The organism is Bdellovibrio sp. ZAP7 (assembly GCF_006874645.1).
GTDB lineage: Bacteria > Bdellovibrionota > Bdellovibrionia > Bdellovibrionales > Bdellovibrionaceae > Bdellovibrio.
In genome coordinates this window covers 1,452,014-1,474,737 of the sequence record NZ_CP030082.1, presented here as the reverse complement: position 1 = coordinate 1,474,737, position 22,724 = coordinate 1,452,014, and the positions used below count along the sequence as shown (strand labels likewise).

The 22,724-nt window shown below is 45.6% G+C and carries 22 protein-coding genes; 12 read left to right on the top strand and 10 right to left on the bottom strand.

The features are described from left to right. Positions 1–59: 59 nt before the first annotated feature. The gene (locus tag DOM22_RS07230; protein ID WP_142699723.1) at positions 60–917 is read right to left on the bottom strand and encodes a DNA/RNA non-specific endonuclease; all 858 of its coding nucleotides are present in this window, start codon (positions 915–917) and stop codon (positions 60–62) included. Positions 918–1,215: 298 nt separating this feature from the next. On the opposite strand from DOM22_RS07230, the gene DOM22_RS07225 reads away from it, so the two are divergent. Beyond that, positions 1,216–3,807 carry a U32 family peptidase gene (locus DOM22_RS07225; RefSeq protein WP_246845882.1) on the top strand — a complete coding sequence of 864 codons (2,592 nt, stop codon included), beginning with the start codon at positions 1,216–1,218 and terminating at the stop codon, positions 3,805–3,807. A 46-nt stretch (positions 3,808–3,853) separates the two neighbouring features. Here the strand turns inward: DOM22_RS07225 and DOM22_RS07220 are convergent, their stop codons facing one another. The 3 genes from DOM22_RS07220 to DOM22_RS07210 all read right to left on the bottom strand — a co-directional run bounded on the left by DOM22_RS07220 (position 3,854) and on the right by DOM22_RS07210 (position 7,008). Beyond that, positions 3,854–5,314 carry a methyl-accepting chemotaxis protein gene (locus DOM22_RS07220; RefSeq protein ID WP_142699721.1) on the bottom strand — a complete coding sequence of 487 codons (1,461 nt, stop codon included), beginning with the start codon at positions 5,312–5,314 and terminating at the stop codon, positions 3,854–3,856. Positions 5,315–5,488: 174 nt separating this feature from the next. After that, complete coding sequence (locus DOM22_RS07215; RefSeq protein WP_142699720.1) at positions 5,489–5,773, bottom strand: chorismate mutase; 285 nt, start codon at positions 5,771–5,773, stop codon at positions 5,489–5,491. Positions 5,774–5,790: 17 nt separating this feature from the next. Beyond that, entirely contained in the window at positions 5,791–7,008 is a 1,218-nt protein-coding gene (locus tag DOM22_RS07210; protein WP_142699719.1) for a class I SAM-dependent rRNA methyltransferase, read from the bottom strand. A gap of 202 nt (positions 7,009–7,210) precedes the next feature. Between DOM22_RS07210 and DOM22_RS07205 the strand changes: the two genes are divergently transcribed. After that, entirely contained in the window at positions 7,211–8,446 is a 1,236-nt protein-coding gene (locus DOM22_RS07205; protein WP_246845881.1) for a JmjC domain-containing protein, read from the top strand. A 29-nt stretch (positions 8,447–8,475) separates the two neighbouring features. Next, the gene (locus tag DOM22_RS07200; RefSeq protein ID WP_142699717.1) at positions 8,476–8,757 is read left to right on the top strand and encodes a hypothetical protein; all 282 of its coding nucleotides are present in this window, start codon (positions 8,476–8,478) and stop codon (positions 8,755–8,757) included. 51 nt (positions 8,758–8,808) lie between these two features. Here DOM22_RS07200 and DOM22_RS07195 read toward each other — a convergent pair whose 3' ends face one another. Both DOM22_RS07195 and DOM22_RS07190 read right to left on the bottom strand, forming a co-directional pair. Then, positions 8,809–9,615 (bottom strand): OmpA family protein, encoded by an 807-nt coding sequence (locus tag DOM22_RS07195; protein WP_142699716.1) that lies wholly within the window; start codon positions 9,613–9,615, stop codon positions 8,809–8,811. Positions 9,616–9,706: 91 nt separating this feature from the next. Continuing rightward, complete coding sequence (locus DOM22_RS07190) at positions 9,707–10,561, bottom strand: hypothetical protein (RefSeq protein WP_142699715.1); 855 nt, start codon at positions 10,559–10,561, stop codon at positions 9,707–9,709. A gap of 248 nt (positions 10,562–10,809) precedes the next feature. Here DOM22_RS07190 and DOM22_RS07185 point away from each other — a divergent pair, with 248 nt between their 5' ends. Both DOM22_RS07185 and DOM22_RS07180 read left to right on the top strand, forming a co-directional pair. Beyond that, positions 10,810–12,132 (top strand): hypothetical protein, encoded by a 1,323-nt coding sequence (locus tag DOM22_RS07185; protein ID WP_142699714.1) that lies wholly within the window; start codon positions 10,810–10,812, stop codon positions 12,130–12,132. Positions 12,133–12,310: 178 nt separating this feature from the next. Next, a complete protein-coding gene (locus DOM22_RS07180) occupies positions 12,311–12,655 on the top strand; it encodes a hypothetical protein (RefSeq protein ID WP_142699713.1) in 345 nt (114 codons plus the stop codon). Here DOM22_RS07180 and DOM22_RS07175 read toward each other — a convergent pair. Then, positions 12,652–13,188: an SRPBCC domain-containing protein gene (locus DOM22_RS07175; protein ID WP_142699712.1), complete on the bottom strand. Its 537-nt coding sequence runs from the start codon at positions 13,186–13,188 to the stop codon at positions 12,652–12,654. The two genes, DOM22_RS07180 and DOM22_RS07175, sit on opposite strands and share 4 nt — an antisense overlap. Before the next feature lie 337 nt (positions 13,189–13,525). Here DOM22_RS07175 and DOM22_RS07170 point away from each other — a divergent pair, with 337 nt between their 5' ends. Together DOM22_RS07170 and DOM22_RS07165 are read left to right on the top strand one after the other, a co-directional pair. Next, the gene (locus DOM22_RS07170; protein WP_168196597.1) at positions 13,526–13,918 is read left to right on the top strand and encodes a hypothetical protein; all 393 of its coding nucleotides are present in this window, start codon (positions 13,526–13,528) and stop codon (positions 13,916–13,918) included. Then, complete coding sequence (locus tag DOM22_RS07165) at positions 13,908–15,203, top strand: methyl-accepting chemotaxis protein (protein WP_142699710.1); 1,296 nt, start codon at positions 13,908–13,910, stop codon at positions 15,201–15,203. The genes DOM22_RS07170 and DOM22_RS07165 overlap by 11 nt, the downstream gene beginning before the upstream one ends. A gap of 39 nt (positions 15,204–15,242) precedes the next feature. On the opposite strand, the gene DOM22_RS07160 is transcribed toward DOM22_RS07165, so the two are convergent. Then, on the bottom strand, positions 15,243–16,637 hold the full coding sequence (locus DOM22_RS07160) for a hypothetical protein (RefSeq protein ID WP_142699709.1): 1,395 nt from the start codon (positions 16,635–16,637) through the stop codon (positions 15,243–15,245). Between the two features lie 198 nt (positions 16,638–16,835). On the opposite strand from DOM22_RS07160, the gene ppk2 reads away from it, so the two are divergent. Then, a complete protein-coding gene (gene ppk2 / locus DOM22_RS07155; protein ID WP_142699708.1) occupies positions 16,836–17,660 on the top strand; it encodes a polyphosphate kinase 2 in 825 nt (274 codons plus the stop codon). Next, positions 17,648–18,193 carry a hypothetical protein gene (locus DOM22_RS07150; protein ID WP_142699707.1) on the top strand — a complete coding sequence of 182 codons (546 nt, stop codon included), beginning with the start codon at positions 17,648–17,650 and terminating at the stop codon, positions 18,191–18,193. Before ppk2 ends, DOM22_RS07150 begins: the two co-directional genes overlap by 13 nt. Positions 18,194–18,205: 12 nt before the next feature. Here the strand turns inward: DOM22_RS07150 and msrB are convergent, their stop codons facing one another. Together msrB and DOM22_RS20235 are read right to left on the bottom strand one after the other, a co-directional pair. After that, positions 18,206–18,727, bottom strand: coding sequence for a peptide-methionine (R)-S-oxide reductase MsrB (gene msrB, locus DOM22_RS07145; RefSeq protein ID WP_142699706.1), 522 nt, complete (start codon positions 18,725–18,727; stop codon positions 18,206–18,208). A gap of 355 nt (positions 18,728–19,082) precedes the next feature. Continuing rightward, entirely contained in the window at positions 19,083–19,283 is a 201-nt protein-coding gene (locus DOM22_RS20235) for a hypothetical protein (RefSeq protein WP_371716620.1), read from the bottom strand. A 73-nt stretch (positions 19,284–19,356) separates the two neighbouring features. On the opposite strand from DOM22_RS20235, the gene DOM22_RS07140 reads away from it, so the two are divergent. The 3 genes from DOM22_RS07140 (at position 19,357) to DOM22_RS07130 (ending at position 22,713) form a co-directional block, all read left to right on the top strand. Continuing rightward, a complete protein-coding gene (locus DOM22_RS07140) occupies positions 19,357–20,787 on the top strand; it encodes a glycoside hydrolase family 44 protein (protein ID WP_371716808.1) in 1,431 nt (476 codons plus the stop codon). A gap of 239 nt (positions 20,788–21,026) precedes the next feature. Then, the gene (locus tag DOM22_RS07135; RefSeq protein WP_142699704.1) at positions 21,027–21,275 is read left to right on the top strand and encodes a hypothetical protein; all 249 of its coding nucleotides are present in this window, start codon (positions 21,027–21,029) and stop codon (positions 21,273–21,275) included. A 58-nt stretch (positions 21,276–21,333) separates the two neighbouring features. Further along, positions 21,334–22,713: an HD domain-containing phosphohydrolase gene (locus tag DOM22_RS07130; RefSeq protein WP_142699703.1), complete on the top strand. Its 1,380-nt coding sequence runs from the start codon at positions 21,334–21,336 to the stop codon at positions 22,711–22,713. Positions 22,714–22,724: the final 11 nt, after the last annotated feature.

Here is a 22,724-nt window from a genome sequence, read left to right as displayed (position 1 = left end):
TTAATTCATAAAATCTCAGAGTATTCTCACATAATCCCGTCGTTTACGTCGGAATTGATTTAAAGAATACGAAGTCCAGTTAAACGTTCTACTTGATCAATGGTCGAGCGGTACTGATTCCAATCGGCTTTGTCCGAAGAAATGTCAGAAGCCTTTGAACAATCTCCCGACTCCCCGACGGCAGCTGCACTTCCATCTGGGAGAGTGTTTGGCAAAATCACCGCCAAGGCGGGGGTGTCTTTTGTGATTTCTTTCGCCGTCTGGTGAGGTTCCAATAAAAATATGATTTTAAAATTCTTTGAAGGCACAGGAATATCATTGTTTGGTCCGATAGAGCCAAAGTTTTGATCATAAATAGGACCGGCCATGATATAGGCCTTTTTCTTTTTGAGGGAAACAAGATCGCGGGTGTAGCGTTCCAGATCTTCCCACAACACGCGATTTAAAAACGCTGTTTGGGGAATCATATTACTCATCGCAAACGTGGCTTCATTGTCTCTGGCACTGTCGGTTCTGTCGGCAGAGGGCACCTGATGGCCCCGATCAAAACAAGTGCCGCGATATTCGGTCGATGTCACCGCGCGATACTTTCCGCCTTGTTTTTCCAGAAAAGTTTCAAGCTCTGAATCTTGAGAAAACCCATTGGTTCGATCAGCATTTCCTAATCGCGAGGGATCTAATTCCCAGGCGGCCCAATTAAGCGAGCGATTCTCTTTGTTATAAGATATCACATATTGTTTTCGGGAAATGATAATTTCCGGTGCATTGGTTGCAGGCAACTGCGAAGCAAGATTGACATTTTTTTCGAGCGGCACATTTCCAATCACACCCTCGACAACAGCGAGGCTTCGCATATGAAAAGTAAACGTGATCAACAAAAAGAAAATCGTCGGTAAATGAAATTTCTGCATCTTCATCTTGAAACCCCTTCGCCGACGACCCTATTTCAGGAAACCAAAAAAGATGAGTGTGAAAACAGAGTGCTGTAATTGTTTTGAGGCTCTGCCAAATTAGGGCTCCTCAGATGCAAAACAAGGGCGTCTGATATGAATTGTCACACCCCCTGCAATTTCCACAATGCTCGGATGTGAGGAGGTGGTTGTAAATATTCCTCTGATAACCAATACGACGGCCCTGACCTTACTACTGCATATCGACTATACATTCTAAGGGGCTGGAAGCAGTAATTTTTTGCTCAAAAGGCACTTCCCCCCTATGCGAAAATGGCCAAATCTGGTAAAACGCCCCATGCAAAAAACAGATTTGAAACGCCCAGAACTGCTTCTTCCAGTTGGTACTAAGGATATGGCTTTGGCCGCTATCCATAACGGTGCAGATGCTATTTTTATGGGCGTGCCGGGATTTAATGCCCGCGGCAGAAGTCACGACTTTCAAATCGAAGAAGTTAAGGACATCATCGATACTTGCCACCTTCATGGCGTAAAGGTGAACCTGGCTTTCAATATCCTGATTTTTCAGAACGAGCTTCGTGGAGCCGTTGAAGTTTTGCAAAAAATCCTTCCGCTCAAACCAGATGCTTTCATCGTTCAAGACTTGGGTTTGATCCGTTTGATTCGTCAAATGGCTCCAGAGCAACGCATCCATGGTTCGACACAAATGAGCGTCACTAATGCTGAAGCCATCACGTGGCTTGACGACTTGGGGATTCAACGTTTTGTTCTAGCCCGCGAAAACTCTCTTAAAGAAATTCACTCCATCAAACAAAACACGACGAAAGAAATTGAAGTGTTCGTGCATGGCGCCTTGTGCGTAAGCTACTCTGGGCAATGCTTTACTTCTGAAGGTATCGGTGGCCGTTCTGCCAATCGTGGGCAATGCGCGCAAAGCTGTCGCTTTACTTACGAAATGCATGTCGATGGTGAAAAGCGTGATCTGGGCGGCAAGTCCTTTCTGGTTTCTCCACAAGACCTTTGCGGCATCAACGAAGTTCCAAGCTTGCTTGAAGCGGGCGTTGATTGCTTCAAAGTTGAAGGCCGTCTAAAAACTCCAGAATACGTGGCAACGGCTGCTCGCAGCTTTGATGAAGCAATCACGTCGGCGCAAAACAGCCAGTCTTTGCAAAATCCAATTTTGCTTAAAAAACAAATGGCCACAGCTTTCTCCCGTGGTTTCTACAGCGGTTGGTTTCATGGTGTGAATCACCAGGAACTGGTTGAAGGTACGTTCAGCGCTCATCGCGGTTTTGAATTCGGTAAAGTCATAAAAGTGAACCCGACTTCTTTAGAAGTTGAAATCACTGAAGACAAAGCTCAACAAGGTCTTAAAGCTGACTTCATCCAGGCCGGTGACGGTATCTTGTGGGTTTATAAAGATCGCCATGGTCAAGACGCTGAAAAAGGCGGCTTTGTGTTCGCAGTTAAGTCCCTTTCCCCTCGCCGTTTTTCTTTAGAGTTTTCAAGAGACATCGCGATGGAAGGTTTCTATAACGGCGCTCGTGTGTTCTATAACCATGACAAAGATCTTAAGAAAGACGTCTCTTTGAGTGTTGAAGACAAGCAAAGAAAAAAACGCCTGCCCGTGAATGTGCGCGCGGAAGCCTCTTTGGGTCAGCCTTTGAAAGTTCAATATTCTGATGGCAAGTACACAGTGGTCGGAACTTCCGAAAACATCTGTGAGCCAGCAAAAAACAAGGGCTTAAACTCCCTGGATTTGCGCGAAGAGCTTTTTGCGCTGATGGGAAGCCCTTTCCGTGGCGAAGGTTTTGAAGCCGAATTGGATTCAACCACACCCCTGTTCTTGCCAAACAAACAAGTGAAAGAACTTCGCCAAAAGCTAGTCAAAGAATTGACTGACTTGCGCATTCAAAATGGTGCAGCTCCAGCCATCACTCCTGACGCTCAAGTTATGGAGTGGATTGGCAGCAAAAAAATCACCGCTCGCACTGCAGAAGGCCTTAAGCTGAACTTGCTTCTGCGTGACAAGGGTCAGGTTGAGGACGTTGCGAACGCTGTTAAGAATGGCGAACTGCAGGCCTCGGATATCAACCTTGCGATCTTGGATTTTGAATTTGGTTTGGATTTCGAACCTAGCTTGAATGTATTAAGATCTGAAAACGTCAAAGTCGGCGTTGCCACCACTCGAATCTTAAAACCCAACGAACAACGCAACATCAAACACCTGTTGAACCTAAACCCTGACGCCATCCTGGCCCGCAACTTGGGTGCTGTTCAATACTTGCAAGCCAATAACTACAAAGGTCAAATCCTGGGTGATTTCAGCTTGAACGTTGCCAATCATTTGACAGCGCAATACTTGCTCGACAAGGGCCTTTCCAGTGTGTGCTTGGGTTACGACCTTAACCATGTACAGGTCAGCGAATTGATTCAAGCGGGTCAAGCTGAGCGTTTTGAAGTAACTGCTTACCAATACATGCCAAGCTTCCACATGGAGCACTGTGTATTTGCAGCATTCCTAAGCAAGGGTACGAGCTTTAAGGACTGCGGTAAGCCTTGTGAAAAGCACGATGTGAAATTGAAAGACCAATTCGGTAACTGGCACCAAATCAAGCCGGATCAAGAGTGCCGTAATACGATGTACAACGGTAAATCTCAATCAGCTGCTCGTTACGTTAAAGAGTGGGAATCTCACGGTCTGGGCTTTGTTCGTTACGAAGCCTTGAAAGAGCGCGGTGCTGAATTGATCACTAAAATCAAAGCACACCTTGATTTCATCCAAGGAAAAACGGATCTGGATTCTTTGATTAAAGACCTGGGCAACGTTGAAAGCTATGGTCTTTCTGAAAGCCACTTCGGCAGAGAAAAAGAATACCAAAGTCGCAAAAAATAGCTGTCCCTGTGCAAACACGGGACAGCCTTTGAAATTTTATCTTTTTTTAGGCCGCAACTTGAACGCTGACGCCGTGCTGTTTACCCGATACCATACCCGTCAAATTGCCGACTCCACTCATCAACGATTTTGATTGAGCAGACAATTCTTCGGCAGAAGCAGCAGCTTCTTCCGAGGAAGCCGCATTCTGTTGAGTCACTTGATCTAACTGGTTCATCACTTGACCTATTTGCACGATACCAGAAGACTGCTCTTCACTTGCATGTGCGATCTCATCGTTAATTTCCGAAACCTTCCGTACTGACAACACGATTTCGGCCAAGACACTGCCCCCGATTGTAGCCTGTTGAGAACTGCGCTCGATTTTTTCAACGCTTTCACTGATAAGTGTCGTGATTCCTTTAGCAGATTCAGAACTCCTTTGTGCCAAATTACGAACCGCCTCCGCCACAACAGCGAATCCCTTCCCTTGCTCTCCCGCGCGAGCGGCCTCGACTGCGGCGTTCAACGCCAAAAGGTTCGTTTGGAATGCAATATCATCAATGACCGTTGTAATTTCCGCGATCTTCTTAGAGTCCGCGGTAATACTTTGAATAGAGGAAATCAAAGTTTTAATTTCTTGCTCGCCCTTGATTGCAATATCTCTGGTCGAACCAGCCAGGGCTGCCGCTTGCTTCGCATTATCCATGTTTAAACGCACCATGGATGTTAATTCCTCAACTGTTGCAACTGTCTCTTCTAAAGATGCGGCCTGCTTACTTGAAGCTTCCGATAAGGTCGCTGCAGTTTGTGCGATTTGTTCCGAAGCGGAAGAAACTTGCGAAGAGCCCTGTGCAAGGTCATCGCTGACGTTTAAAAGATCTTTAGAAAGTTTAGACGAGAAACCAATACTTACTGCAAGGCCCAGAAAAATTCCCACAGCCGAAATAACCATGAGCATAACATTGTTTGCCTTTGCCGTTTCGCGCGCGTCTTCTACCCATACTTTCTGTTGATGAGTTAAAAAAGCCCTTAGCGTAATCGCCGCATTCATAAACGCTTGTGCGCTTTCGGGACATTCTTTATAGAAAATCGCCGTCATATTCTTGCGGCCTTCTGCCGTTCCCATCTTTTGAAAATTTAAAATGTTACCGCCAATGCCTTTAAATTCCTTCCATCTTGATAAAAGCGGAGTCACAAGTTCTTTCTCTCCCGGAAGAAGATTAGATCTTTCAAACTTTGCTAATTCGGTGTCGACATCCTGGATGGCGGCCATCGTTTCTTTGATGGCCTGTTCTTCCTGGGCTGGGGTAATGCCTTCAAGGCCTAAAGTCCTGATAGAAATTCGAACTTGCTTAAAGCCCAAAAAGACTGAGTCCGTGGTAATGACATCATCTAAAACCCCCCGTGCGACATTCTCGTATTTGTCTTGGGTACGAGCCTGCCCCCAATAAGCAAAGGCAGCCACACATACAGACACCAAACTCATCCCGATTCCTAGACTCACCAATTTACTTCCAATAGTCATAGTTACCTCAAATTTAAAACGCTCATTTTTGGATACACCATATGTAACGGGTTCCTAAATGTTTCTTTGAAGGGCTAAACTTAGAATGGTTGCCTACCTTGCCGACTCTTAATCGGAATACTAGACCTATTATGAGTTGAATACTAAAAAACCGGCTGGTGTGCCGGTTTTTATTTATTTATCGTAATGAAATCTTAAATATTTCTCGTACTCTCGGAGGACCGAACTCATCACTCCTTTTAAAAGCTCATCAAATTGTGGATCTTGTCCTTGCTTGCCATCCATATTTAAGAAGTCCTGAAGAATTTGATCCTCACGAGCGGCATTAAAGAATGGCTGCCCTTCTTGCTGTTTGATCTCCCAAACCGCCATGGTCAATTCACGACGTCGCAATAACAGTGCATGTAGCTCTTTATGGACCTGATCGATTTCCTGGCGAAGACTGGCAATTGTTTTCATTTCTAATCCTTTAAAGACTAATCCAAGCGGAACAGGGCGAACTTCAAATAACGAAGCTCTTCCATCGCCAAAGGATAGGGATGGTCGACTGGTTGTCCACCGATGTAAACCAATGTCGCCTTTTTACGTGCGCGAGAAAAAGCTTCCTGGCAGATGTCCATGAATTCTTTTGTGGAAATATGGCTAGAACAAGAGCTCGCAGCAAATAGTCCTTCTGGGTTTACCAGCTTGATAGAGTTTGAGAATACTTTCGTATACGCCGCTTTTGCTTGCTCCACTGATTTCTCATTCGGTGCAAAGCTTGGAGGGTCAGTAATAACGATGTCGTATTTTTTCTTTTCCACGTTCAATTGCTCAAGATAAGCGAAGGCATCCGTCGCCACATCGTTATGAACCGTTTTTAGGTCATTGATTTCGAAATTACGAGCGACCGCTTGAATAGCTACTTTAGCGATATCGACGCTAGTCACTTCGGTCGCGCCACCTTTGGCGGCGAAAATAGAAAAACCACCTGTGTAACTGAAAAGGTTTAAGACCGATTTCCCTTTGGCGAAGTTTTGGATCATTTTACGGTTATCCCGTTGATCCAGGAAAAAGCCCGTCTTTGCTGCATCCCGGATGTTCGAGGCAAAAAGAACACCATTTTCCAAGAACTGAGTCTCAGGCGCCAATGTTCCAACAATGTTGGTACCTTTTTCTTCAGCATCATTACGACGCTTTAGATACACGCATTTAATTTGCGGGAAGGCCTCTTGGATTTTTTGGGCGATAACGGAAGCATTCCAAGTCTTTTCCATGACGGCATGGTCATGCTTAATAACCGCGGTGTCATTATAGATATCCACGATCAAACCAGGTAGACCATCGCCTTCCCCGTTGATCAAACGAAAGGAGTTCGTCACCGCCAAATCGAAGGTTCTGCGGATTTCAACGGCCTTACGCCACTGGCTTTCAAAATAAAGCTCTAATGTGCGTTTCATGTTATTGCGACGAAAAATGGGCTCATCCGCCAAAACCAGAACACGGAAGCGCAGCTGAGTGTCAGCCTGCCAAATACCCAGGGCCAAGGTTTCACCCTTAAAGTTCAAAAGATGAATGCCTGACTTGATTGATTTGTTGTCGTCAAAGCAGTTAGCAAAAAGCCAGCGATGCCCCTGCTTCATATGCTTGGTCACGTCACGCTTAAGCTCGATAGTTTTGATTTCATCTTGAAAGGTGACGGCGGCTAGGTTCATTTTGGGGTCTCCAGAGATGCTCTTTTTTAAGCTAATTCCCGATAGGCCACAAGGGCTTATGCACCCCTTCAGATCTCGTTGATAAATTTACAAGCCCCTCAGACGCCAGGCAGATTTTAGAGTGCTTTATTTGACTCAAAATGGATTCTAAACGAATGTTGCCAGAACCAATTTTTCCGCAATTATCAGTATTGGAGCTTCCTTGGCGACACCCGTAAAACTCGATCAAAAGTTTTGGAAAAACTTCGCCAAAAACCATTGGGAAAAAAAGGCGCTGTCCCTGAATAACGTCCAATCCTCTTTACAGGAAATCAGTGCTGCCGAAATCTTTGACCTTTTGGTGCTTTATAGCGACCGCTGCCGTAAATCAAACGATCCTGAGGGGTTTAAATTCTATATCGATGGCTTTAAAGCGGATGCCGAAGACGTTTTGCAGGTTTTGCCTGAAAAAGAGGACAAATCCCTTCAGGGCTATCACGAGCGTATGAAAAAGCTCTTCCCCGATTACTGCCTGGTTTGTGATGAACTTTTGAAAGTGAACCTTAAAAAACACCACCTGCTGACGGACTTCACTGACGAACTTTATCGACATGTCGGCTTCCCGAATCGTTTTGCTGAAATGGGTTTGTACCTGGGGAATTACCGCAAGACTCCGTTTGGAGTTCACGTGGATTCCTGCGGTGTTTTTAGCTTTCCCGTGGCAGGCACAAAAAAATTCCGTCTTTGGAGTGAGGAATATGTTCGTAAGAACCCCTCCCTGGATCGCGCTTTTAAATATGATAAGCATAAAAAGGCATCAGTCGTGCTTGAGGCAGGTCCCGGCGACATGACTTATTGGCCGTCGGCCGATTGGCATATTGCGGAGTCTGATGGATCCTTTAGCGCCACCTGGAGCTTAGGTGTGTGGGTGGATCAGCCTCACAAACAACTTTTCTCGGACTCTTTGAAAGATCTTTTGAATTCTAAGGGCGGAGTCTTGGCTTCTGCGCCAATGACAAAATTTAAAACTTTGCACAGTAAGGCTGGTGAAGTGAGCGAGCTGCCTGAGGCTTATCAGCAGTCGATTGCATCTTTACAGAAACTGTCGGCTGCAGAAATTCAAGAGACGTTCTTGAAATCCTGGATGCAGCATATTTCTTTACAGGGCTTTAAATCTATCCCACAAATTGATTTCAAATTGTCTGCGAAGTCTCGTATTGAACTGCGCAATCCGAAGGCTTTGATCCTATGGCAACAAAGTCAGACGGCCAAAGATAAATACTATTTCAGTTTTGGTGGCGCTTTAGTTGAAACTTCAAAGGCTGACAGCCTCTTAAAATTAGTCAAGGCCATCAATGATGGCGGAACATGCACAGTGAGTAGCTACTTAAAAGGCGCAACACTGAAGCAGGATCTGAAGTCCTTGCAAATTCTGGCTGATGCCGGAGCATTTGCTTAAATTTGTTATTAAACCCGTAAAGGAACCCTGTGAGTACAACAACTAATCCCCTAGTGCTTCGTCTGATCGAACTCGTAAAACAACATAAAAAACCTTCCAGCTCTAAAAGCACTGCGGTTCTTGTTAAAGTCATGGATAAACAACTTTTGAATCCAGGCCATCATTCCGTTGAAAAATTTAAAAGCGCACTTCAAGAAGCTCTGAACAGCGACGTGATTTTGAGTGAATTGATTCGTCAACAACACTCTGAAGAAGAACTTCGTGGATGCTTCGCAAATCTGCTTGAAGCCCTAAAACAAGAAGAAGTCTAAATAAAAAAGGGAGCCAGCGGGCTCCCTTTTTATTTTCTGAATCAAATCAGACTATTTCGCCGGAGCAGCTGCTGCCGCTTCTTGCTTAGAGCTCATTTTATTAAGCTCTTCATAACCAGGCATTGTCGAAAGATCTGGCACGACCACAATCGCAATACGACGATTTGCCGCTTTGCCTTCTGGAGTGTCATTCGATTGAACCGGGTGAGTATCGCCGAAGCTTGCCGCACTGACGTTAGCAGCTGGCATACCTGCATCAATCATCGCACGAGTTACGTTCAAGGCACGAGCCGAAGCCAATTCCCAGTTAGAAGGGAAAACGGCTGTCGCGATTTTCAAATTGTCTGTGTGACCTTCAACTTGGTAGGACTTGCCTGGGATCGTTTTAAGTTGGTTGGTAACTTCTTTGATCGCTTCAAGACCTGCTGGTGAAAGTTTCGCAGAGCCAGAACCGAACAAAACGTCAGAGCCCAAACTTACAACCATTTTTCCATCAATAACTTTAACTGAGATATTTCCTGTGTCGACCAATTTTTGGAAACGTTTTGTCAGGTCTTCGAATTCTTTAAGACGTTTTCTTTCTTCAGCCTGGCGAGCTCTCATTTCTGCCATCGCCTGCTTCATCTCGTCCAAAGAAGTTTTCAACTGACCACGATCTTTTGTGACCACGATCAATTTTTGTTCAAGCTGCTGCTTTTCGCCTGTCAGTTGTTGTTTTTCTGTTGTTAAAGCTGTCACCGCAGCTTTTTCTTGAGCCAAAGCGCCATCACGCTCGTTGATGTCTGCAGTGTATTTAGATTTTGTTACACAACCTGTAACCAATAGAGCCGCTGAAAGGCCCACGATATATTTTTGCATGGTGTTTCTCCTTAGATGCTTGAGTCGTCATTTTGTAATCGATGGCATCCAGACTCAAGAAAAGGAGAAAATTTAAGCACAAGGTCTTGTTTCAGAGTGCGATATTAGTGAAGTCTAAGTCCAGCCCCTTCAAAATATATCCAGGAACGCTGCCACCGTCGGGTGCCTCTTTAACAATAGTAAAGTCAATGACTAGGGAGCCGTGGTCAATGTTTACCGCGTTGGCAGTGATCCAGTTCGCAATCGCACGCTCTAGCTGTTTTGATAGTTCGGGCTGATAAGCCGTTGTCGGAAGAATTACGACAGGAACCACCTCGGCGAGTTCCGAGTTATTAAATGGTTTTTTGAATGAAACTCCCACCTGAATCAACGTTCCCGTTTTCACTTGGGTCCCCTGAAACAAGATATCAAACCATTCACTCATTCTCAGAACATCCGTGGATTTCTCGGCAAGCTTTGGCAAGTCTGACTTAGCTGTGATGTTGATCAAAGGGTAAATGCGATTTGAGAACTGTACCTGGCGGCTTTGCCCCGTTCCGGAAAACATCTGGGCACGGATTTGAGCACTTGGATACGTCATAACATTCCAAGCAGTGATTTGCAGTTCAAAATAATCCGGCTGAATTTCTTCGATTGAATAGTTCTTAAGTTCTTCCGGATATCCAGTTTCAAAAGTTAGGAACAACTTCCCCGCCTCATTTCGCTGTACATCAAAATGCGCAAAACCTTCTGCCAATTGCACGGTCATTTTCTGTCCTGGCAGCAAATCGGACGTGATGAACTGAAAAGATAAAGTGCTTAAAAGTGTATCGTTAATTGTTGCCGGGGTAGCTGGGGCATCTGAAAACTGTTGCTGGATAAGAACGGGAGAGTTCATTTCCTCCGCCTGCGCCAATCCGGAAACCAAGGTTGAAATCAAAAAGGCGAAACCAAAAAGTGCTTTCATAAACTGACCCGCTTTCAGATGAAGTTACTTATTCCCCATAGCATCAGCTGTGCCAAGTTATTTCGCCTTATGTGCATTTAATAAACAGAAGAGTTTCTCTTACATGTCGGTTACTCGGCAATGCCGAGATAGCGGCAGACACCCCTGCCGGATGCCCGGCAGCCCTCCGTTTAAAGTCACTGTATTCACTTTAATGCCCAATTCGACTGGCACCGCCGCTGCAATAGGTATCGGTCATAGGAGACATTATGAAACTGTTCAAAACAAAAATCATCCACATGGCCCTGATCCTTTCGAGCATCTCTTCTGCAATTGCCCCTTCCTTTGCACGCGCTGATCTGGACTATATCTCTCCCTATACTCGTGGCGACGATCGCAATATTCACCTTGAGGAGGCTCCCTTACCAAAGGGAATTGAATCCTGGCTTGCTGAAAAATTAGCCGCCGGTGTTGTGGGCGCAGCCGGTGCCCAAATCTTTAATGAATTAGAAAAAGGCCTGGGTCTGGAGGACAAACAAAGCAAAATTCTGGATTTGCTAAACCAAGTGATGGGCCGCCTAACCGAGATCCAAAATACTCTTAGTAAAATCGAAACTGAAATCAAAGTGAGCCGTTACGAAACTGGGATGCGCCCCATTGCCACAGCTTGGGAGGATTTCTCGACTCAACTAAAATATATTTTAAATCAAAACAAGCAAGCCTTGGCGAATATGAAGGATGGCAAAGTCATTGATGCAGAAGCTGCAAAAAGAATCGCTGCCAATATCAAAGGTTCAGAAGACAAAATTCTGGCAACCGGGGAAGCCTTGATTAACGCCATCCACGCGAACTTCACACCCTCGACCGACCTTGAACCTTTACAAAAAGTTTTCGCGCAAATTCAACGCGATAACAATCCCGTTATTGATGTGGAATATTTCAAAAATATCAATGATCAGCTGGAGAAATATCGTTCCTATCAAATTCTGGCTTTGGCTTTGATGGTTGATATCAAACGCAACCGAAACGAACCCGAGATGGTGAAATCGTACCTTGAAGTTTTGCTGCCTAATATTCAAAGTGAAACGATCATCTATCCAGACAACGCATTCTTCAGCTTACCTAAAACCATGAAGCGCGTGATGAATGGCGAAGCCTTGTATGACCGTCCGCAAAATCTGATTTGGAACCATGACTTGATTAACTATACGACGGCAGGACAATTCTGGAACTATGCGGATAAAAGAGCCCCAGGGCAACCCATGCCTCCAATGAAAGAGATGGTCCAAGGCCTTTTGAATTCGAAAGGTTTGCCCCTGGCTTCATTCGCGCAAAACGCTAAAAAGTTAGGATTCTCGGCGGGCGCCATTGATCCGCAAAAAATGATTGTGCTATGGGCATGGGTGGATTGTGAACGTGGAGGCATCAACTGCAGTGATTTCTATATCTGGTTCGGGAATGACCAAGATCCCCGTCAGTTTGTCTACCAAGACAATGACTACTACTTTGACCGAGTTCGTCGAGACAAAAATATGCCACTGGATAGTTTCAAATCCTTAGGTGTTATTCCCGTGGGAGAACTTAAAGAGTAGATCCACCGAGTTCCACGAAGAAAAGCCGCTTTCATCAGCGGCTTTTTTTGATTTATTACTCCATCAATTCCGATGGAGTCCTTGTGATTGCATATTATTAAAGCTTCAAAGGTTCCCAATCACCGTTGAATTTGCTACACCCATTCCAAATCTAGCAACGTCCACCGTTAGGAGCTTTATGAAAACCTTTTTTTCAATTGCCATCATCTCTTTCGGCCTGCCTGCATTTGCAGAAAGCGCTTTAGTTACATGCATCCCCCAAAATGGAAGCAGAAACCTCCTGGTACAAATCACGAACGAAATATCTCGAAGAGCCTTAGTGACTCTTAAAGATGATAAAGGATCTCGCCTGGTGTCTGAAAAAGAAGTTCATTCGGTGTATGCGAATGGTTATTCCGCTTTCGAAAGCACGGATAACCAATTTTATCTTTTAGTTCACCAAGGAACGGGCTCTAGCAAAATGGTTCTGATGAACGAAGCTGGCGAGAAACAGACATTTTCGTTAAGCTGCAATTCCCTTTAGTGCCTTTCAGACGCCAAATATTTTTCCAGCTTATCGAAAGATTGCATCCAGCCTTGAACGCAGTCACTTTGCAATTCATTTGGCACACCTTCTTGGGATAGTGCCAAGCGACTTGCGTCAGCTCCTTCCGCTAAAAAATCCAGCGTGATGTAACCTACCTCCGGCCACTCACCGGGCATTTTAGCTTCTTGAGCAGTAATAGCTTTCCCATTTTCATCTGCGAACTGATCCGTCATAACAATCCGTTCGTTATCGACGATCTCTTCGTAGGTGCTGATCATTCCTCCACCGCCCTTATCGTACCCTTTCATGTTAATGAAAACCCGGCCGCCTACGCGGAAATCAATATCGACACGATCTGCATACAGCCCTTGAGGCCACCACCACGCTTTTAAAGCTTCAGAGCTGGTGAAGGCTTTAAACAGTTCTTCGACGGGAACATCAAATGCTCGATCAAGCGTTAAGAGCTGTGATTGAGGGGTGGAATGTTTATGAACTGAGGGAAAGTTGCTTTTCTGTTGGGAGGTTTGCATAAAAACTCCTTTATAAATGAATTGCTATCTCATTATCGCAGCTTTCGGGACTCTTGCGGCACGACCATTGTCCAATTCGCTGAAAATTCAGGAAAACGCGACTCCGCGGTTATCAAAAATTGGTGAAGAAAATCCGAAGCGCTCCTGCATGATCAAAAAGTTTTTTTTGACCTCAATCTTAGTGTTTTGGGCTACAGGAAGCCTTTTCATGGTGTCGCAGTTTTATGGCTGGCATCTAATGAGCTTTTCTGCGCTCCCGTCCCTGGCCCAGAGTCAGGGCGGCAAGTGGACACTAACACACGTAGTGAGCGAGTCCTGCAAGTGCTCCGCAAAAATTGTGGAATACTTGTTAGCCCGTGGACCTGAAAAAGATGTGAACGAAGAAATTTTGGTGATCGGTCATCCCCCACAAATCACGGAGCTGCATCAAAAAGGTTTTAAAACCCGTGCGCTAGATCCCGATGATTTAAAAGAAGACATTTCTAAATTGGGAGTGCCGTTCTTACTGATCACAACTCCCAAAGGAGACACCGTTTATGCCGGTGGTTACTCCGAAAAATCTGTTCAGGATGGCAGCCCGGTACGGGACTTGGAAATTCTGCGCGGTTTGCAGGGATCTGGCGGCGTTGCAAACTTTCCTATCTTCGGATGCGCCGTCAGTCGCAAACTTCAAAAAATTGTTGATCCTTTTTCAATGAAATATACAGGTCAGGTCAAAGATGAACTTTAGACAATCGTTTACCCGCTCTCGCTCGTGGATGTTTTTAATAAGCTTGTATTTGCACCTTCCGGTGTTTTCGTACCTAGCAGCCACCAATGGTCACAGCCAGTGGCTTGCCTGGGGAGGCAGTCTTTTTATTTTATCTGTGCCGACGGCTCTGTACTTTATGGGTAATGCCACGGCCCTTCTGCCTAATTTACTAGCGATGACGATCATGTGTTTTTCCGGAATGTTGATCCATCTGGGTAATGGCATGATCGAAATGCACTTTCACGTGTTCGTCGCCCTGGCCTTCTGTTTAAGCTTTGGTATGCTGAGTGCAATTCTAACAGCGGCAGCAACGATTGCGGTTCACCATTTGGCATTCTTTATGTGGTTACCTAAGAGTGTCTTTAATTACGAAGCCGGCTTTGGTATCGTGCTTTTGCATGCAACTTTCGTGATTCTGGAAGCGATTCCATTGATGTTGATTGCTCGCCGTTACGGCGCCTTCATTTCTTTGCAAGATACAACGATCGCCCAATTAACGAACATTTCCGGCAAGAACTTTGAGGGCTGTACGACCATCGAAGACACAGGAAAAAAATTGGATGAGTCCGCTGGAAGTGTCAGCCGTGGTCTCGAAAACTCTCTTAAGATGCTCCAAGACCTGACTTCACAGGTGACACTAAATACGACATCTGCGAAGGAAGCTGAGTCCCTTTCCACGACTTCTCGCGAAATCGCGACAGATGGTGCAAAACACATCCGGGAACTTATCGACTCAATTAAAAAAATCTCTTCAAGTGCCAATGAGATTAATAACATCGTGACTGTAATTGAAGACATTGCTTTCCAAACGAACTTGCTGGCGTTGAATGCCTCCGTGGAAGCGGCTCGTGCTGGTGAGCACGGTCGTGGTTTCGGCGTGGTTGCAGAAGCAGTGCGTACCCTGGCACAACGCTGCTCAAGCTCTGCCAAAGATATTTCTGCTTTGGTTAAAGGAAATGTCGATACGATTAAGGCTGGCGAAAAGAGCGCGGACCTTAGCAATAAGTCTTTAAGCGAAATCCTAAGCTCCATTGAGCGGGTGCAAACTTTGAATAAAGAGATCGCGACGTCCAGCGTGGCACAAGGTCAAGAGCTGAGCAACGTGACTGAGACAATTCATTCTGTAGAAGCACTAACTGCACAGAATACAGACTATGCCAATAACCTAAATGAAACTTCAGCACAGCTTTTGTCAGATGCTCAGATTCTGACCGAGCTGGTAAGCTCGATGAAAGATTCAGCGGGCTCAAACAAAGCCGCTTAAATCACAAAAGCGCAGTTTTCTGACTGCGCTTTTTTTATTCTATAAATCTTCCAGTTTTTTCGACCAATAGAATGGATATAGTTTTTTGAACTTAAAGCCAGAGTAAGGCTTTACTTGGCTCCAGTTGGTCCCATCCGTGGTTTCCACGATATTCCCTTTAGGAGATACTCCGACAACCTTCCCCGCAACCTTTGCAAAAGAACTGACAGCAGGATAAGGATTGTCAATGGTTTCCAAATCTGCCTCACTGGTATTTGCAAACTCCGTTGGTTCATCCGGCAAGCGATAGATCTTTCCATCGCTGCCACGGACGGCTATCCAGTCAGGGCCCCACTCGGGTCTTAGATAAAAATTCACGGGATTCATTTGATACAATCTAAACCCAGACGATCCGTTGTTCCCATAGCACGTCACTCGCTTTGAAAGTAAAATGCAATAGACCGAGCCCACAGTGATATCACGGACGTCGGCCATTTCGTCTTCACTCAGTTTATTATAGGTCTCCACTAAAGGACCTTCCACCATCGGCCAGTCGGAAGTAAAATCGTATTTTGCAACTTGTCCATTTTTAAAGAAAAAATAAGGAAATCCCCGTTTCACCGTGGAAGCTGCGACATCTAAGCGCAACTCCACCAGCAAGGAAACTTTTGTCCCATCATAAAATGAAATTTTCTTATCATTAGATTGAACCAGGGCACCTTGTTTGATTCCAAGCGGAGTCTTGTTAAAGCGTCGAACCAACTCGATTGCGGCGTTGGCGCGAGCCTCATCGCGTAGGGCCTCGTTCTTAGTGCCAAGATAGACATACAGGTGAAAGGCTGTGCCGACTCCGTAAGAACCCTGTTCCTCATAGGTATTATCACAAGCCGAATAGACGGTGCCAAAAAATTCGCCGTGATCGCAGTCGATGTGTTCAAAACCGTCAATATGCCGAGCCTCGTGTAAAAGTCCGGCCGCAGCCATCAAGGGCGTCGACTGATCGGAAACAAGCGCCGGGCACACGTGCATAATTTTAGTATCATGTTCACTTTGATTGACGTACGCCCCGGCTCCATCCGCGCAGACATGATTGCTATCCGTCTCGAGGACGATATTTTCAATGCGAGTTTTCAGGAACTTTGAGGGCCCTTGCTCGCTGATCAGGGATTTGAACTTTTCAGGGGTATTTTTAAAGGAGGGCAGGTTTTTCATAAAAAGAATGGCGTCGACCACACCACGGAAGTCGCCGGTGTCACAGGCATCCTTTTCGGAATAACGCTTTACTGGCGATTCCTTGTCATCATTTTGAACGAACATGAAACTTGTCAAAACTTTGTCCAGCGCCTGTTTTTCAATGCAGGAGCGTCGGGCCGCAAACGCCGGGCTGCCCAGGAGGATTGCACCCGCGAAAACCGCGGCACCCATAAACAAGCGTGCTGAATGACTTTTAGACACTGGAGTTTCTCCTGAAGAATTTCTTCGGGAAAATGCGAGATTCATACCGGACTGAACTCAAATCAAGTGTCCATTCACACTTGGAGTCCAGTGTAAGTTTCAGACATATGACGATTCTTGGCAGAAAAACCCTTCCCTTGTTTTCTTCAAAGGGGATCGTTTCTAAACTTAAAACACACTGAGATTTCGGAGAAGCAAATGACCAAGAAACAAAGCATGAGAGCTCTGGATAAGCATCATTCCGAACCTCTCAGTTCAAAAGTCTTCGCAGCGGAAATTAGGAAATTACACATAGAGCTTGTGAAACTGCAACGTTGGGTTGTGCACAAAGGCCTCCGCGTTTGTATTGTCTTTGAAGGCCGCGATGGCGCCGGCAAAGGTGGAACTATTAAAGCCCTGACCGAAAGAGTCAACCCTCGGGTTTTTCGCGTGGTTGCCCTGCCCGCTCCTACCGAGCGGGAAAAAAGTCAGATGTACCTGCAGCGCTATGTTCCGCACTTCCCTGCGGCTGGTGAGATCGTGATCTTTGACCGAAGCTGGTACAACCGCGCCGGCGTAGAACGAGTTATGGGGTGGTGCCCGGAAGAACAGGTGGAAGTGTTTTTACAGAATGCTCCTCTGTTAGAAAAAACCATGGTCGATTCGGGGATCATTTTATTGAAATACTGGTTAGAGGTAAGCCCCAAGGAACAAGAGCGCCGCCTGAAGGACCGAATCAAAGACGGTCGAAAAACTTGGAAGCTTTCGGAAATGGATTTGAAATCCTATGATCGTTGGGATGATTACACGAAGGCTCGTGACGATATGTTTAAGAAAACCAACACGTCATGGGCGCCTTGGTATTTCGCCATTTCAGAGGATAAAAAGCGCGTTCGTTTGAATATCATCAAACACATCTTAAGCCAGATCGAATACAAAAATATTAAAGAAAAGCCCATCGAACTTCCGAAAAGAAAAATCAAACATGAAAGCAGCCATCACGGGAAAGTTCGTCTCGTGCCGGAGGATTTATGGAACTCGTGAGTAACGCCATCATTCCACCGGAGTATCTGAACAGTGTGAAGACGTTTCTATCGCTGCTTGAGCCAGCATCGACAGTTTTGATACTGGGCGCGGGTTCGACCGAGCTTTTGAGCAAATTTAAAACGAATGGCTTCAATGTCGTTTGTATTGAAGAAAATGAGGACCTCGTTAAAAAGTGGAAACAAGAAGGCATTGAAATGATCCAAGGCACCGTCAAAAATCTAGCCTCTCTCAAAGTACCCAAAAACCTGCACGGCATTTGGGGCGGTGCCGCTTTTGACCACATGCCCGAGGATCAGTTGGAACACAATCTTGAACTGATTCATTTGATGCTGCCGGAAGATGGAGCCCTCTTCGTAAGTCTTCCCCTGGGGACCGGCGAAGTGACGACTGCGGCGGGCACAACACACTATTATTCTGAAGCAGAGGTGCGCCAAATTTTGGTGGAAAAACATTTCGATGTGAAATTAATTGAGGCAAGTACGTCAGCGACTCTCACCAGTGTTGCCACCAAAACAGCAAGAGTTCACTGACATTTTTTTGAGCTATTTGGACTTTTTAGTAAAGAGTTTTAGATAGCGGCCATAGCCTTTGGCTTCCATCTCTTCTTTCGGGATAAATTTCAAGGCGGCAGAATTAATGCAATAGCGTTTACCACCTTTATCCGCCGGGCCGTCGTCGAATAAATGTCCTAAGTGGGAGTCTGCGCCTTTGGAACGAAGCTCTGTTCTTTCCACCGACATTTCATGATCTGCCCTAGTCACAACCGCATTGTCATCAATGGCTTTGGTGAAGCTGGGCCAGCCCGTACCAGAATCATATTTATCTGTTGAGCTAAAAAGAGGCTCACCACTAACGATATCGACATAGATCCCTTCTTTTTTATTATCCCAATAGGCATTATTAAAGGGTCTTTCCGTTGCAGCTTGTTGTGTGCACTGATACTGCATGGGAGTCAGTCTTTTCTTTAACTCAGCATCAGAGGGTTTTTTATAATCGCCTTCTTTCGCCGACAATGATCCCGCAAACAACAGCATTGTTATGAATAACCCAAGAAATTTACCCATAAGACCCCCTTCACATATTCTATCTCAACACTCTCAGTGGAACAGGTCCAGCTTTATGACACCTTGGCAATTCGCCGCTGTTTGGCGATTATTCAGACGGAAAAAAGTTTGACGCTTTCGCACTCCTGCTGACCTTTCGTTAAGGAAATCTGAACAGAAGTGAGCCGTTCCCTTAAGATTCAGTGCTCGAAAGATCGAATACTTGCATCATTGTTAGTGGGGGATATATGAAAACACTTTGGCGTAAGCGAAAAAAAATTGCGACGGTTTTATCTGCGCTTTTAATGATGTTACTCTTCCAAAACTGCTCACAAACAGATTTATCAGCCCAGGTTGCCAATGGCGATCTCGAAGTTCAAAGCAATCTATCTGGTGGCAGACGTCGTCCCAAACCAAAGCCAACAGCTTCGCCCTCACCAACAGTATCACCATCGCCCACGGTAAGCCCTTCACCGACAGTTTCTCCGTCGCCAACGGTATCGCCATCTCCTTCACCATCTCCTTCACCATCTCCTTCACCATCTCCGTCGGCCACACCTTCTGCGACAGATGTCATATTCAATATTGATGTAAATTTGGATCGCCATGCGATCTCTCCTTATATCTATGGTACGAACTATGAGACCAGCATGATGAAGGGTATCGGTGCTTTTCGTATGGGCGGAAATCGCTGGACGACTTATAACTGGGAAAACAACGCCACGAACAGTGGTACCGACTATAACAATACCAGCGGCAACCGTGTTTGCGACCTGGTAAATTGCGGCAGTCGCAGCGAGGTTGCCGGAGAGGCCGTGCGCCTAGGCGTGAAGTTAGCTTACTCATACGAAGCAACCCCGCTTGTGACCATTCCCATTGTGGATTACATCGCTGCCGACAAAAATGGTACGATCACACAGGCCGCAAGTCCCACGAACATGCGCTTCCGTCAAAACTTGGACCGTAAACCAAGCAGCGTGAGCTCTGCCGTTGCGAACTTGTCTGATAATTATGTTTATCAAGACGAAGCCCTTAAATTCTTCCAGGATACTTTCAAAACAGACTTGTCTTCGGGTCGCAAGATTTTCTATAGCTTGGACAACGAGCCCGGAATTTGGAAATCGACACACCCTTTGATCCATCCTACAAAAACGACATATGCGGAAATGAAAGAAAAAACAATTCGCTTTGCAAGTATGATCAAAGAGCAAGCTCCGAATTCTATGGTGTTTGGTGCTGTGGCATACGGCTTTAATGAAATGATGAGCTTGCAAGACGCTCCGGACCGCTCGAACGGTGAATACATGTCGTGGTTCTTGCAACAAATGGCTGCCGCTGAAAAATCCTACGGCAAGCGCCTGGTAGATGTGATCGATATGCACTGGGGTTCTGAAGCTCGTGGTGATGGTTATCGCGTACTTGACGAGACAGCTCCACAAACAGCTGCGGTGATTGCTGCTCGCTTGCAAGCGCCTCGCTCTTTGTGGGACCCGACCTATAAAGAAACCAGCTGGATTGCGGATGACTATTTAAATGCGCCAATTCAATGGATCCCGCGCTTGAAAGATCGTATTAACAAGTATTATCCAGGAACTAAAATTTCCTTCTCGGAATACAATCACGGCGGTGGCCAAATTATTTCTGGTGGTATCGCCGAAGCCGATGTCTTAGGTATCTTTGGTCGCGAGGACGTGTTCTTTGCGACTCACTGGGACCGGGAAGACTCCCCTTACATTTATGGCGCAATGAAGCTTTTCGTGAACTACGATGGCGCCGGTGGCCGCGTGGGTGATATCTCAGTTCGCGCGGTTTCAACGAATAACGAAAAAACATCTGTGTATGCGATGCAGTCATCGACGGATTCTTCTAAGATTTATCTGGTGATCTTAAATAAAACGTCCGCGGCGCTTTCTACTAAAATCGCCATTGCCAATAGCAGTGGTTATACACAAGGAGCCGCATACCAGATTGCTGATGGCAGTCCCACGCCGAAGGCATTAGGCAGCATCTCCGTCTCAGGCTCCGAAGTTTACTACACGATGCCAGCGATGAGTGTGACGACACTGGTTCTCTCAAAATAGAACAATCTTCAATGGTCCCGATTCATTAGAAATTGATAATGTATCGGGATCACTGCATACGCGACGAAAATTTAAAAATAGATATGAGATGGTCACCAATATGATCACCTAAGCGTTTCTCGTAACTCACTTCTTAAGAAATCTTGAGCGATTTAGCTAGCTTTAAATGAGACTGTCAATTGTGAGTCAGCTTTGCTCGCATTATCATAGATGTATCATACTTAGAGGTAGGTACGTTCATGAACCAAAAAACACACTATCGTCGTTGCCAACATTGCGACACTACTCACAAACAAGAAGACGAGTTGCTAATTGATTGTGAGACCTGCGGAAAAGAACTCGTACCCCTTTATTACAGCCAACACGTGCGCCTGGCACAAAAGTACTTTGCTAATGCCATGAAGGATTCTGAACTTAATCCCTATGCGAAAGAAGTCGCCGTAGTTGGACTAACAGCCGACTGGGAAGTCGAGACCGACACTTTCTAATGACATATTGAAATGACCTTAAGATGGAGTGACCCTTATAGCAGAGGGAGGCTTCACCATGAGAAGTCTCGACTTAGCAGCGGTCTCTCAAGATCCAAGATTCACCAAAAGGGCCACAGAGCTCGCGCAGATTTTCTCGTTTGAATTTGAAAGCTTCGATGATCCTGACACTTTCTTTGAAAAAACCGAATCCTATAAATCCATCACCTGTATTCTATTAGACTGTGCAAAAATTGAAAAACCCAATGAAGCTGCCGGAATGGTGCAGGTCGCCTGTCAGGTGGCTGCTGATAGCTATATTATCGCGGTTGTGAACTCTAAACTTAAACCCGAAGACGCCCGCATCGTAAAAACATCTGGTGCCTCTTTGGTGCTTATGGAAAATGAATTCTATTCCACCAGCAAACTGGAGTTCGTAACCACTCAGGTGATTCGTTCCGCATTTATACCCATCAAGGTCTATGATTTGATGCCAGATACGGAAACCGCTTTTCCATTATTTTACATGATGCCCGTAAACAAGAAGTTCCTAAAAGTTGCCAAACCCGAAACCAAGCTTAATTCCGCCTTCTTAAAAAAGTTTTCCGAAATGGGTGAGCTTTATTTACGACGGCAGGATTTAAAAAACTGGGTTGAATACAGTCGAAGCTTTAATACAAACGATGAAGCAAGTGCCCTGCGCCGTTGCCGTCTCCAATTTTTACAGATGAGTCAGTCCTTTTTAGCTCTGGCTCTTATGATCAGTGATCAAAGTTCAGCAGCATCGTTTGCCTTAGGCAAAGAGCTCTATGGAACTTGCGAGAGTTTTGCTAAATCACTTCTCACGTCCTTAGGTGAAGTCAAAAATCCTTTCGATGTGATCAACAGCTCCTCGGTGGGTGACTTCGGGTCCCTGGAGCGTGCTCCTGCTATCGCCGCCTATGCAGCGGTCCTAAGCCAGGAAGCTAAGATTGGAACAGCCTTAGAAGTAATGATCGCGGCCCTTCTTTCTGATATTGGCTATCTTGAACTCTCCCCTTCAACATCTGCAAAATTGCGTGCCCATGAAATCGAAGCCATGCACGGCGAAGAACTTATGGAATACCAAAAGCATCCCATCTATAGCTTGAATCAGTGCCTGGCCCGTAAAATTCCATTAAGTGAGCCCATGAAAATGATGATTCTGCAAAGCCACGAACGCATGGATCAAAAAGGATTCCCTCACAGAATCAACCCCGACAAAATTTTGGAAGAAGCCATGCTGATTAGATTTTGTTGGGAGCTTGATGGCAAAACCCAGGTGCGCATTGGCGAAACACGACCTAACATTAAAAGCATCATCGAAGATCTGGTCAATATCGCGACTTCGGATAAAGGAAATTACTCCATTGGATTTACCATGAAGACAGGTCCCGTTTTAAAAGAGATTCATCTAAAACCAGAAACCCATTGGCCCTGACAGACGGAGAT